9 protein-coding genes are annotated in these 13,700 nt (G+C 66.0%); 6 read left to right on the top strand and 3 right to left on the bottom strand.

Translation table 11 applies throughout. The features are described 5' to 3' along the window. Positions 1–34: 34 nt before the first annotated feature. Genes leuB through leuC form a run of 3 tightly spaced genes read right to left on the bottom strand, consistent with a single transcriptional unit; the run spans position 35 to position 3,223 of the window. Positions 35–1,111 carry a 3-isopropylmalate dehydrogenase gene (gene leuB, locus AC6LJ9_RS28535; RefSeq protein ID WP_498150170.1) on the bottom strand — a complete coding sequence of 359 codons (1,077 nt, stop codon included), beginning with the start codon at positions 1,109–1,111 and terminating at the stop codon, positions 35–37. A 32-nt stretch (positions 1,112–1,143) separates the two neighbouring features. Beyond that, entirely contained in the window at positions 1,144–1,794 is a 651-nt protein-coding gene (gene leuD, locus AC6LJ9_RS28530; RefSeq protein WP_212318889.1) for a 3-isopropylmalate dehydratase small subunit, read from the bottom strand. A gap of 25 nt (positions 1,795–1,819) precedes the next feature. Next, on the bottom strand, positions 1,820–3,223 hold the full coding sequence (leuC, locus tag AC6LJ9_RS28525; protein WP_498150169.1) for a 3-isopropylmalate dehydratase large subunit: 1,404 nt from the start codon (positions 3,221–3,223) through the stop codon (positions 1,820–1,822). A 553-nt stretch (positions 3,224–3,776) separates the two neighbouring features. Between leuC and AC6LJ9_RS28520 the strand changes: the two genes are divergently transcribed. The 6 genes from AC6LJ9_RS28520 to AC6LJ9_RS28495 form a co-directional block, all read left to right on the top strand. Then, positions 3,777–5,306, top strand: a complete 1,530-nt coding sequence (locus AC6LJ9_RS28520) for a TolC family outer membrane protein (protein WP_498150168.1) — start codon at positions 3,777–3,779, stop codon at positions 5,304–5,306. Positions 5,307–5,331: 25 nt separating this feature from the next. Beyond that, the gene (locus tag AC6LJ9_RS28515; protein ID WP_498150167.1) at positions 5,332–5,544 is read left to right on the top strand and encodes a hypothetical protein; all 213 of its coding nucleotides are present in this window, start codon (positions 5,332–5,334) and stop codon (positions 5,542–5,544) included. Further along, positions 5,528–7,693, top strand: coding sequence for a type I secretion system permease/ATPase (locus tag AC6LJ9_RS28510; RefSeq protein WP_498150166.1), 2,166 nt, complete (start codon positions 5,528–5,530; stop codon positions 7,691–7,693). Before AC6LJ9_RS28515 ends, AC6LJ9_RS28510 begins: the two co-directional genes overlap by 17 nt. A 7-nt stretch (positions 7,694–7,700) precedes the next feature. Next, positions 7,701–9,131 (top strand): HlyD family type I secretion periplasmic adaptor subunit, encoded by a 1,431-nt coding sequence (locus AC6LJ9_RS28505; RefSeq protein WP_212318881.1) that lies wholly within the window; start codon positions 7,701–7,703, stop codon positions 9,129–9,131. 36 nt (positions 9,132–9,167) lie between these two features. Then, entirely contained in the window at positions 9,168–9,824 is a 657-nt protein-coding gene (locus tag AC6LJ9_RS28500; protein ID WP_103275270.1) for a response regulator transcription factor, read from the top strand. Between the two features lie 83 nt (positions 9,825–9,907). Beyond that, positions 9,908–13,700 (top strand): retention module-containing protein (locus AC6LJ9_RS28495; RefSeq protein ID WP_498150165.1); only part of this gene is annotated, 3,793 nt, incomplete at its 3' end.

Here is a 13,700-nt window from a genome sequence, read left to right as displayed (position 1 = left end):
AAGCCGCGCCGGGAAGGCGCGGCTTGCCCGCGCATCAGGCCAGCGCCTTGAGCACGGCGTCGCCCATGCCCGCGGTGCCGACCTTGGTGGTGCCGGCTTCGTGGATGTCGGCGGTGCGCAGGCCGTCGGCCAGCACGCGGCGCACGGCGGCCTCGATGCGGTCGGCCTGCGGCGCCAGGTTCAGCGAATAGCGCAGCATCATGGCGGCCGACAGGATGGTCGCCAGCGGATTGGCGATGCCCTGGCCGGCGATGTCCGGCGCGGAGCCGTGGCTGGGTTCGTACAGGCCCTGCCCGCCCGCGTTCAGCGAGGCCGAGGGCAGCATGCCGATGGAGCCCGTCAGCATGGCGGCCTCGTCCGACAGGATGTCGCCGAACAGGTTGCCGGTGACGATGACGTCGAACTGGCGCGGGTTGCGCACCAGCTGCATGGCGGCGTTGTCCACGTACATGTGCGACAGCTCCACGTCCGGATACTCGCGCGCCACTTCGATAACGATATCGCGCCAGAACTGCGAGGTCTCGAGCACGTTGGCCTTGTCCACGCTGCACAGCTTCTTGCCGCGCTTGCGGGCGGATTCGAAGCCGATGCGCACGATGCGGCGCACTTCGGATTCGGCGTAGCGCATGGTGTCGAAGCCCTCGCGCTCGCCGGTGAAAGCGCCGTCAGGCGAGGCGCGCACGCCGCGCGGCGTGCCGAAATAGATGTCGCCGGTCAGCTCGCGGATGATGAGGATGTCCAGGCCGGACACGATCTCGGGCTTGAGCGACGAGGCGCTGGCCAGTTCCGGATACAGGATGGCGGGACGCAGGTTGGCGAACAGGCCCAGCGCCTTGCGCAGGCCCAGGATGGCCTGCTCGGGGCGGAATTCGCGCGGCAGGCTGTCGTACTTCCAGTCGCCCACGGCGCCGAACAGCACGGCGTGCGATTCCTTGGCCAGGTTGAGCGTGGCGGGCGGCAGCGGATGCTCAAATGCGTCGAAGGCGGCGCCGCCGACCGGGGCCTGCTTGATGTCGAAAGGCACGTCCAGCGCCTTGAGCACGCGGACGGCCTGCTCGACGATTTCGGGGCCGATGCCGTCGCCCGGCAGGACTGCGATGTTGTGGGTCATGTGCTTGGGGATCCAGTGGTCGGTATGGAAATTCAGGCGATCGGACGGCTTTCGAGCCAGGGATGGCGCGCCAGGCGCTCGGCCTCGAAGGCGCGGATCTTGTCGGCGTGGCGCAGGGTCAGGCCGATGTCGTCGAAACCGTTGAGCAGGCAGTACTTGCGGAACGGCTCGATGTCGAACTTCATGGCGCGGCCGTCGGCCGCCACCACCACCTGGCGGTCCAGGTCGATGTTGAGCTTGTAGCCGGGGAAGGCCTTCACTTCGTCGAACAGGCGAGCGACTTCCAGCTCGGACAGCACGATGGGCAGCAGGCCGTTCTTGAAGCTGTTGTTGAAGAAGATGTCGGCGTAGGACGGCGCGATGATGGCGCGAAAGCCGTACTGCGTCAGCGCCCAGGGCGCGTGCTCGCGGCTCGAGCCGCAGCCGAAGTTCTTGCGCGCCAGCAGCACGGACGCGCCCTGGTAGCGCGGCTGGTTCAGCACGAAGTCCGGGTTCAGCGGACGCTTGCTGTTGTCCATGCCCGGCTCGCCGTGGTCCAGGTAGCGCAGTTCGTCGAACAGATTGGGGCCGAAGCCCGTGCGCTTGATGGACTTGAGGAACTGCTTGGGGATGATGAGGTCCGTGTCGACGTTTTCGCGGTCGAGCGGAGCCACCAGGCCTTCGTGTGTGGTGAATGCTTGCATGATGTCGGATCTCGGTGCGGGGCGCTCAGCGGAACGAGCGGACGTCGACGAAGTGGCCGGCCACGGCGGCGGCGGCGGCCATGGCCGGGCTGACCAGGTGCGTGCGGCCGCCCTGGCCCTGGCGGCCTTCGAAGTTGCGGTTGGACGTGGAGGCGCAACGCTCGCCCGGCTCCAGCCGGTCGGCGTTCATGGCCAGGCACATCGAACAGCCGGGCTCGCGCCATTCGAAGCCTGCCTCGATGAAGATCTTGTCCAGCCCTTCGCGCTCGGCCTGCTGCTTGACCAGCCCCGAACCCGGCACCACCATGGCCTGGCGCACGTTCGACGCCACGCGCTTGCCGCGCGCGACCGCCGCGGCGGCGCGCAGGTCCTCGATGCGGGAGTTGGTGCAGGAGCCGATGAACACGCGGTCCACGCGGATATCGGTCAGCGGGGTGTTGGGCTTCAGGCCCATGTATTCCAGCGCGCGCTCCATGCCGCTGCGGCGCACGTCGTCCTTTTCGCGGTCGGGATCCGGCACGCGGGAATCCACCGGCAGCACCATCTCGGGCGAGGTGCCCCAGGTGACCTGCGGCTTGATGTCGCGCGCGTCGACCTCGACCACGGTGTCGAACTTCGCGCCCACGTCGGTGTGCAGGGTGCGCCAGTACTTGACAGCCTCGTCCCACAGCACGCCATTGGGCGCGAAGGGACGGCCGCGGAAGTAATCGACCGTCTTGTCGTCAACCGCCACCATCCCCGAGCGGGCGCCGGCCTCGATGGCCATGTTGCAGACGGTCATGCGGCCTTCCACGGACAGCGCGCGGATGGCGCTGCCGGCGAATTCGATGGCATGGCCGGTGCCTCCGGCCGTGCCGATGATGCCGATGATGTGCAGCACCACGTCCTTGGCCGTACAGCCGAAGGGCAGCTCGCCCTCGACCTTGATCAGCATGCTCTTGGCTTTCTTCATGAGCAGCGTCTGCGTCGCCAGCACGTGCTCGACCTCGGACGTGCCGATGCCGAAGGCCAGCGCGCCCAGCGCGCCGTGCGTGCTGGTGTGCGAGTCGCCACAGACCACGGTCATGCCGGGCAGCGTGGCGCCCTGCTCCGGTCCGATCACGTGCACGATGCCCTGGCGCAGGTCGTTCATGCGGAATTCGGTGATGCCGTACTTGTCGCAGTTGGCGTCCAGCGTGTCCACCTGCAGCTTGGAAACCGGGTCGTCGATGCCCTGGGCGCGGTGCAGCGTGGGCACGTTGTGATCGGCGACGGCCAGGTTGGCGCCGGTGCGCCAGGGCTTGCGCCCGGCGATGGCCAGGCCTTCGAACGCCTGCGGGCTGGTGACTTCGTGCAGCAGGTGGCGATCGATATAGAGCAGACAGGTGCCGTCTGATTCCTGATGGACGATGTGGGCGTCCCAGAGTTTGTCGTAAAGGGTTTGGGCCATGGATGCGCTCGGCTGATGGACGGTCCGTCTTGTGCCGGCGCGGGATCAAGACTGACTTGCCCGTGTCGGCCGCTACGGCATGAGGGAATTATGCACAGGCGCTGAACCTAGTACAACTACAGTATTTATCCTAGTATCAACACTACCATGATGCCCATATCCGCCCGGGTCGCCGGGCGTCGGCTCCCCCACCCTCAGTGTTCGCGGCAAGCGCGAACGCGCATCCGCCGCAAGCATCAAATCCCGACAAATAATCACATATCTTCGTCAATTTAAACTAATTTGATACAGAATTAGCAAAACGCTATAAACTTGCTTTCCCTTTCGAAAGCCGATTCGAAATAATGCGAAACAAAACGCATCATTAAGAATAAAACCTGTCACAGAAGGGAAAGATCGTGCAAGTTCGACCGTTTTCATCGATGTTGCGCGAAAAAGCACCAGATGGCCGGCGATTATCGTTTACGAATTAACAAATCTTTAATCGTCACTTTTGACATTTACATACATTATGTCGGCCATCTAAACCCACAACGACTCGCGAATAATCATCATGGCTACGTTCTTGCTCAAGCGCACGACTCTCGTCATCACCCTCGCGTTCGCTCCCGCAGCATTCGCGCAACCCGCCACCGGCGCCGACCCCGCCGCGACTGGCGGCGGCACCACCCTGAATCAGGTCATTGAACAGACCTTGCTCAGCAACCCGGAAATCCAGGCCAAGTACCACGACTTCCAGTCTTCGCTCGAAGGCCAGTCGGTGGCGCGCGCTGCGTTCTTCCCGCAGGTCAACGCCCAAGGCTATGTCGGCCGCGAATACCGCAACAACGTGCCGGGCGTGGGTTCCCAACAGTGGAGCCGCCCGGGCTACAACCTGGAACTGCGCCAGCTGATTTTCGACGGCTTCCGCACCAGCAATGACGTCAAGCAGGCCGGTTTCGACAAGCTGGCCCGCTTCTATGACGTGCTGGCCACCAGCGACGCCACCGCGCTGGCCGCCACCCAGGCCTATATCGACCTGCAGCGCTACCGCGACATGGAGCTGCTGGCGCGCCAGAACTATTCGCTGCACGAGGAAACGCTCAAGCAGATCGGCCAGCGCGCCGAATCGGGCGTGGGCCGTCGCGTGGACCTGGAACAGGCCGGCGGCCGCCTGGCCCTGGCGCAGACCAACCTCATGACGGAAACCGCCAACCTGCTGGACGTGCAGCAGCGCTTCCAGCGCGTGACCGGCGCCCTGCCCCCCGAAACGCTGCAGCCGGTGCCCGACGTCGACGCCAAGCTGCCCGCCAAGCCGGGCGACTTCAACGACTCGCTGCGCCGCAACCCCAGCTTCCTGTCCAAGCAGGCCGGCCTGCAGGCCGCCGAAGCCGGCATCGCCTCGGCCAAGGGCGCGTTTTCGCCGAAGTTCGAGTTCGTGGCCTCCACCGGCCGCAACCAGAATGATCCGACCCCGGAAAACCGCCGCATCAACAGCACCAGCGTCCAGCTGATGATGTCGTATAACCTGTACCGCGGCGGCGCCGACTCGGCCCGCGTGCGCCAGACGTCCGCGCAGTCCTATGCCGCCCGCGACATCCGCGACTACACCTGCCGCAACGTGCAGCAGGATCTGGCCGTGGCCTGGAACAACATCACCAGCCTGAACCAGCGCATGCCGTTCCTGCGCGACCACGAAATCGCCACCGCCAAGGTCCGCGACGCCTATCGCCAGCAATTCCAGATCGGCCAGCGCACCCTGCTGGACCTGCTGAACACCGAAAACGAGCTGTTCGAATCGCGCCGCGCATTGACCAATGCGCAATATGACCTCAAGCTTGCGCAGTACCGCTGGCTGGCGCTGTCGCATGCGCTGTTGCCGGCGCTGTCGCTGCAGCCCGCGCGCAACGAGATGCCCGAGGAAAACGGCAAGCTGGTGGTGTCCGACGAAGTGATCAAGCAGTGCAACTCGACGGTTCCCGACGCTGCCCGCCTGGCTCCCGTGCGCGTGCAATACAACGAAGGCACGCTGCCGCCGACGTTGGTGCCGGTCAACGCTTCCGGCGCCGACGGCGCCCGGCGCGCGCCGCAAGCCAGGCCGTAATTGCGGTCTGGGCAAGGGAGGCCACATGGCCACTGAGAACCACGGTTTCTCACAACTGGACGCGGACTTCGTCCGCGTCCTGGAAGACCTGATCGACGCTTTGATCGCCAATGGCACCTTGCGCCTGACCGACTTGCCCGTGCAGGCACAACAAAAACTGACGCAGCGCAAGCAACATCGCGCGCGTCTCGCGGAGCATCTGGACCTGCTGGATGACGAAGATGGACAAGTTATCTGAGAAGGCCTCCCGTGAATGGCGCGCCGACGCCCGCGCCGCCCACGATGATCCGCTGCTGGACTGCCTGGTGGAAATCACCCGGCTGCATGGCGTCGCAACCACGGCCCAGGCCCTGTCGGCCGGGCTGCCGCTGGAAGCCCACCGCCTGACCCCGGCCCTGCTGCCGCGCGCCGCCGCGCGCGCGCAGCTGTCTGCGCGCGTGGTCAAGCGCGAGCTGGACGAGATCCCCCAGGACCTGCTGCCCGCCATCCTGCTGCTGCAGGGCGAGCGCGCCTGCCTGCTGCTCAAGAAGGAAGGCGGCCAGTACCTGGTCAGCCATCCTGAACTGGGCGGCAGCTCGGTGGAAATGAGCCCCGAGGAACTGGCGCTGCAATACACCGGCCTGGTGTGCTTCGTGCGGCCGCAGTTCCGCTTCGACGCCCGCGCGCCCGAAGTCGCCAAGGTGCGCGAGCGCCATTGGTTCTGGGCCGCCATCATGGAAAACCGGCGGCTGTACCGCGACGCGCTGATCGCCGCGCTGCTGATCAACATCTTCGCCATGGCGATGCCGCTGTTCACCATGAACGTCTATGACCGCGTGGTGCCCAACAACGCCGTCGAGACGCTCTGGGTGCTGGCCCTGGGCATCACCCTGGTGGTCGTCTTCAACATGATCCTGAGCACCGCGCGCTCGCACGTGGTGGACAGCGCCAGCAAGCGCGTGGACGTGCGCCTGTCGGCGCAGATCATGGAACGCGTGCTGGACCTGCGCATGGAGGGCCGGCCGGTGTCGGTGGGCTCCTTCGCGGCCAATCTGCGCTCGTTCGAGTCCATCCGCGACTTCATCGCCTCGGCCACCATCACCACATTGGTGGACCTGCCCTTCATCCTGCTGTTCCTGCTGGCGCTGGTCTGGATCTCGCCGTGGATGGTGCTGCCGCCGCTGGTCGCCATCGTGCTGATCCTGCTGGTGTCGCTGGCCGCCCAGGCCCGCATGGAAGCGCTGACCATGGCCTCGTTCCAGGCCTCGTCGCAGCGCAACGCCACCTTGGTCGAGGCGCTGACCGGCCTGGAAGCGGTCAAGACGCTGAACGCGCAGGGCGCGATCCAGCGCAACTGGGAACGCGCCACCGAGTTCATCGCGCAGACAGGCGGCAAGCTCAAGCTGATCTCCTCGTCCACGGTGGGTTTCGTCGCGGCGGTGCAACAGCTGGTGTCGATCTCCGTGGTGGTGATCGGCGTGTATCAGGCCCAGGAATCCGCGATTTCCATGGGCGGCATCATCGCCGCGTCCATGATCGCCGGCCGCTGCCTGGCGCCGCTGGGCCAGGTCGCCGGGCTGCTGATGCAGTACCAGAACGCGCGCACCTCGCTGGCCTCGATCGACAACTATATGAAGCTGCCGATCGAACGCCCCGCCGAGGCCGAGTTCCTGCACCGCCCGGTCTTCCATGGCGCGCTGGAATTCCGCGACGTCACCTTCGCCTACCCCGGCAGCTCGCAGCCGGCGCTGAAGAAGGTGTCGTTCAAGATCAAGCCGGGCGAAAAGGTCGGCATCATCGGCCGCATCGGCTCGGGCAAGACCACGCTGGAAAAGCTGGCGCTGGCGCTGTACAAGCCCACCGAGGGCGCCGTGCTGCTGGACGGCGTGGACGTGCGCCAGATCGACCCGGCCGACGTGCGCCGCGCCATCGGCCACGTGCCACAGGATCCGCTGCTGTTCTACGGCAGCCTCAAGCACAACCTGGCGATGGGCGCGCCCTACGCGGACGACGCCAGCATCCTGGCCGCGGCCAACCTGGCCGGCGTGTCCGAGTTCGCCAACCTGCATCCCAACGGCTTCGACATGCTGATCGGCGAGCGCGGCGAGTCCCTGTCCGGCGGCCAGCGCCAGTCGGTGGCGGTGGCCCGCGCCCTGATCAACGACCCGCCCATCCTGCTGCTCGATGAACCCAGCAGCAACATGGACCACCAGAGCGAGGCGCAGCTGCGCAAGCGCCTGGGCGAAGTCAGCGCCAGCAAGACCATCATGCTGGTCACCCACCGCACCGCCCTGCTCGAGCTGGTCGACCGCCTCATCGTGATCGACAACGGCCAGATCATGGCCGACGGCCCCAAGGAGCAAGTCATCGAAGCCCTGCGTCAAGGACGCGTCGGACGCGGAAGCTGAGGGACTCATGGAGAACATCGCCACCCAAAAACTCGCGCCCCGGCCGGGCCTGCTGACTCGGCTCTGGCTCAGGCTGCGCAACGTCTTCGTGTACTTCTTCGACCGCCTGCTCGACGGCGCCGAAAAGGGCAAGCCGCAGCAGCGCAACGACTACGTCGGCAATGCCGAGTGGGTCATCCACGAATCGCAGGCGCGCGGCGCCCGCGTGCTGCTGTGGACCAGCCTGCTGGCCGTTGCCCTGCTGCTGCTGTGGGCAGGCTTCGGCAGCATCGACGAAGTCGTGCGCGGCGAAGGCAAGGTGGTGCCCTCGCGCCAGGTGCAGATCATCCAGAGCCTGGACGGCGGCATCGTCGAGGAAATCCTGGTCAAGCCCGGCCAGGAGGTCGAAGCCGGCCAGATCCTGCTCAAGATCGACTCCACCCGTTTCGCCTCTTCCCTGGGCGAGAACAACGCCGAGTACCTGTCGCTGCTGGCCAAGTCGGCGCGCCTGAAGGCGCTGGCGACCGGCGAGCCCTTCGTCGCGCCCGAGGAAGTGCTCAAGCAGGCGCCCAACCTGATCGAAATGGAACGCAACGCCTGGCAGGCGCGCACCAGCGAGCTGAACGCCACCGTCAACGTCGCCCGCGAGCAGCTCAAGCAGCGCCAGGAAGAACTGCGCGAGACCATCGCCAAGCGCGACCAGGCCTCGGCCAGCTGCGGCCTGACCTCGCGCGAGCTGCAGGTGACCCGCCCGCTGCTCAAGAGCGGGGCCGTGTCCGAAGTGGACCTGCTGCGCCTGCAGCGCGATGTGGCCCGCTATTGCGGCGAGCAGAAAGGCGCCGAGGCCCAGATCGACCGCATCCAGGCCTCCATCAAGGAAGCCCAGAGCAAGCTCGAGGAATCGGAGCTGAACATCCGCAACCAGGCCCGCAACGAGCTGTCCGAGACCAACACCAAGCTGTCCACGCTGCGCGAAGGCAAGCTGGCGCTGGCCGACCGGGTCAAGCTGGCCGAGGTGCGCGCGCCGGTGCGCGGCACCGTCAAGACCCTGTTCAACAACACGGTCGGCGGCGTGGTGCAACCGGGCAAGGACATCATCGAGATCGTGCCCAAGGACGACACGCTGCTGCTGGAAGTGCGCATCCTGCCGCGCGACATCGGCTTCCTGCATGCCGACCAGAAGGCCGAGGTGAAATTCACCGCCTACGACTTCGCCATCTATGGCGGGCTGGAAGGCAAGGTCGAGCAGATCGGCGCCGACACGGTGACGGACGAGAAAGGCAATTCGTACTACGTGGTGCGGGTCCGCACCGATCGCAGCACCGTGGGGGACAAGAACCTGCCCATCATCCCCGGGATGGTGGCCGAGGTTCACATCCTGACCGGCAAGCGCACCGTGCTGCAGTACCTGCTCAAGCCGGTCCTGCGCGCCAAGGCCAACGCCTTTACCGAGCGTTGACCCCCTTACTTGATTAGAGGAGAGCGAGAAGGCTTTATGAAATCCGTTCCCGTCTTGTTGATTACGCACGACGATCTGTTGTGGCAGCGCTGGCGAGAGCTCGACCCCGAGCGCTGGCTGGTTGCCCGCGGGCGCGGGCTGGCCGACCTGCAGCGCTGGCGCGACCAGGGCCGCTCCCTGGCCGTGCTGGACGCCGACCTGCCGCGGCTGCCGTCCTGGCAGGACGCCGCCTGGGCGCAAACCCTGGCCGGCCTCAGCCTGCTGGTCGCCAGCGCCAGCCCCCACGACGAACAGGGCACCCAGGTCCTGGCCGCGGGCGCCCAAGGCTACTGCCACAGCTACGCCCCGCCGCAGGCGCTGGCCCAGGCCCTGGAGGTCATCTCCACGGGCGGCATCTGGATGGGCCGCTCCCTGGTCAGCCGCCTGCTGCGCCTGGTGGCCGAGAAGGGCCAGGATGCCGGCGACTGGGATGGCGGCCTGCTGACCGAGCGCGAGACCACCGCCGCCCGCTATGCCGCCGGCGGCTGGGCCAACGCCCAGATCGCCGAGGCGCTGGGCATCACCGAACGCACCGTCAAGGCCCATCTGTCGGCGGTTTTCGAGAAACTGGGCGTGTCCGACCGCCTGCAGCTGGCGCTGCTGGTGCACGGCATCTCCTCGCCTAGCGAATCCCGCAGCAAAATCCCCTCCTGAATTGTCCTCAAGGACAATACCCCGGCCTGCGGGCCTCCTCTAGTATCTGGCCATCTTGGATCAATCCCTCAACGGAACCCATCATGGCCAACTCCTCTCCCGCCGTCGTCACCGAACTCACCGGCCGCGCCTGGATTCGCAATAGCGACGGCTCGCTGACCGAGCTGCATCAAGGCAGCAATGTCCCCGCCGGCAGCGACGTCGTCACCGCCTCGGGCGCCACCGTCGCCCTGCAAGTGGAAAACGGCATGCCCATCGTGATCGGCGAAGGCCGCCAGGTCGCCATGAATGGGGACGTATCGGGCGCGCTGCCCGATCCGACCGAAGCCGCCGTCACCCCGCCCAAGGGCACCGATTCCGACCGCCTGCTGGCGGCCCTGCAATCCGGCCAGGACCCGTTCGAGGTCCTGGATCCGACCGCCGCCGTGGTCAGCGGCGGTCCTGGCGATGATGGCGGCGGCAGCTTCGTGCGCCTGGCCCGCATCCTGGAAAGCACTTCCCCGCTGGACCTGGCCTACCCGAATCCGAGCCGCGGCCTCGACACGCTGAACCTGCTCGGCGGTGGCGGTGGCGGCGGCGGCGCTGGCGGCGCCGGCAACACCAACAACGCGCCCATCGCCGTCAACGACACGGCCCGCGGCGACGAGAAGACCACCATCCGCGGCAACCTGCTGGCCAACGACAGCGACCCCGATGGCGATCCGCTGAGCATCGTCTCGATCAACGGCCGCCCCATGACCCCGGGCGGCGTCGCGGTCACCGGCTCGAACGGCGGCACCTTCATCGTGCAGCCCGACGGCAGCTACGTGTTCGTGCCGGGCACCAGCTTCCAGCATCTGCCCGAAGGCCAGACCGCCACCACCACGATTTCCTACGTCGTCACCGACCCCAGCGGCGCCACCTCGACCGCCACCGTGGAAGTGACCGTGGTCGGCGTCAATGACCCGGCCAAGATCACCCCGGCCCAGGCTGGCGACGACGCCGGTTCGGTCACCGAAGACAAGGTCTCGACCGCCAACGGCAAGCTCAATGTGGTCGACCCCGACGACGGCCAGTCGTTCTTCGTCGCCGCGGCCGATCGTCCGGGCACGTATGGCACGTTCTCGATCGATGCCAATGGCAACTGGGTTTACAACCTCAACAACAACGATCCCAGGGTCCAGGGCCTGGGCGTTGGCGAGAAGCTGACCGAGACCTTCACGGTCACCACCGCCGACGGCACCACCGGCACGGTCACCATCACCATCAACGGCACCAACGACGTGCCGACCATCAGCGGCGCGGCCGCCGGAGACGTCAAGGAAGACGGCGCGCAGACCGCCACCGGCCAGCTGACCAAGACCGACGTCGACGTCAACGACAAGCACACCTGGTCCGTCAACGACGGCGGCCAGGGCCAGTACGGCAAGTTCACGGTCGACCAGAACGGCAAGTGGACCTATACGCTGAACAACGACAGCGACAAGGTCCAGGCCCTGGCCGAAGGCCAGAAGGTCACCGACACCATCACCGTGACCGTCGACGACGGCCACGGCGGCAAGGCCACGCAAGTCATCACCGTCACCATCACCGGCACCAACGACGCAGCCGTCATCACCCCGCATGGCGATGACAGCGACAAGGGTTCCGTCACGGAAGACAAGGAACTGACCACCGGCGGCAAGCTGGACGTCACCGACAAGGATGCCGGCGAGGCCGAGTTCAAGCCCCAGACCGGCTTCAAGGGCGATCACGGCACCTTCTCGATCGACAAGGACGGCAACTGGAAGTACGAACTCGACAACAACGATCCCAAGGTCCAGGCCCTGGGCGTGGGCGAGAAGCTGGTCGAGACCTTCGAAGTCGTCACCGCCGATGGCACCAAGGGCAAGGTCACCGTCACCATCAACGGCACCAACGACAAGCCGACCATCACGGGCGAGGCCACCGGCGCCGTCCAGGAAGATGGCACGCAGACCGTTACCGGCCAGCTGGAAAAACACGACGTCGACGTCAACGATACCCACACCTGGTCCGTCAACGACGGCGGCAAGGGCCTGTACGGTTCGCTCACCATCGACCAGAACGGCAAGTGGACCTATACGCTCGACAACGATGATCCCAAGGTGCAGGCCCTGGCCGAAGGCCAGAAGGTCACCGACACCATCACCGTGACCGTCGACGACGGCAACGGCGGCAAGACCACCCAGACCATCACCGTCACCATCACCGGCACCAACGACGCGGCCGTCATCACCCCGAGCAAGCCGGGCGACGACGCTGGTTCGGTCAAGGAAGACGACAAGCTCACCACCGGCGGCAAGCTGGATGTCACCGACAAGGACGCTGGCGAAGCCTCGTTCAAGCCCCAGACCGACTTCAAGGGCGATCACGGCAAGTTCTCCATCGACGCCAACGGCAACTGGAAGTACGAGCTCGACAACAACGATCCCAAGGTCCAGGCCCTGGGCGTGGGCGAGAAGCTGGTCGAGACCTTTGAAGTCGTCACCGCCGACGGCACCAAGGGCACGGTCACCGTCACCATCAATGGCACCAACGACGCCCCGGTCATCAGCGGCCAGGCCTCCGGCGAAGTCACAGATGGCGGCAACACCAGCACCACCGGCCAGCTCGGCAAGACCGACGTCGACGTCAACGACACCCACACCTGGTCCGTCAGCAACGACGGCAAGGGCAAGTACGGCACCTTCACCGTCGACCAGACCGGCAAGTGGACCTATAGCCTGGACGGCGCCAACACGTCCGTCAAGGAACTGAAGACCGGCGAGTCCATCACCGAGACCTTCACCGTCTACGTCGACGACGGCAAGGGCGGCAAGACCCCCGAGACCATCACCGTCACCATCAACGGCACCAACGACGGCGCTGTGATCACCCCGAGCAAGCCGGGTGACGACGCCGGTTCGGTCAAGGAAGACGACAAGCTCACCACCGGCGGCAAGCTGGACGTGGTCGACCCCGACAAGGGCGAAGCCGTGTTCAAGCCCCAGACCGACTTCAAGGGCGATCACGGCAAGTTCTCGATCGACGCCAACGGCAACTGGAAGTACGAGCTCGACAACAACGATCCCAAGGTCCAGGCCCTGGGCGTGGGCGAGAAGCTGGTCGAGACCTTCGAAGTCGTCACCGCCGACGGCACCAAGGGCACCGTCACTGTCACCATCAACGGCACCAACGACGCCCCGGTCATCAGCGGCCAGGCCTCCGGCGAAGTGACCGATGGCGGCAGCACCAGCGCCACCGGCCAGCTCGGCAAGACCGACGTCGACGTCAACGACACCCACACCTGGTCCGTCAGCAACGACGGCAAGGGCAAGTACGGCACCTTCACCGTCGACCAGACCGGCAAGTGGACCTATAACCTGGATCCCGCCAACACGTCCGTCAAGGAACTGAAGACCGGCGAGTCCATCACCGAGACCTTCACCGTCTACGTGGACGACGGCAAGGGCGGCAAGACCCCCGAGACCATCACCGTCAAGATCAACGGCACCAACGACGGCGCCATCATCACCCCGAGCAAGCCGGGTGACGACAAGGGTTCCGTCACCGAAGACGACAAGCTCACCGCCAACGGCAAGCTGGACGTGGTCGACCCCGACAAGGGCGAGGCCGTGTTCAAGCCCCAGACCGACATCGCCGGCACGCACGGCAAGTTCTCCATCGACGCCAACGGCAACTGGAAGTACGAGCTCAACAACAGCGATCCCAAGGTCCAGGCCCTGGGCGCCGGCGAGAAGCTGACCGAAACCTTCGAAGTCGTCACCGCCGACGGCACCAAGGGCACGGTCACCATCACCGTCAACGGCACCAACGACGCCCCGACCATCACCGGCGTGGCCGCCGGCAACGTCAAGGAAGACTCGGTCGAGGAAG

The organism is Achromobacter sp. 1011811831 (assembly GCF_059760905.1).
This window is presented reverse-complemented; position numbering and strand designations above follow the sequence as displayed.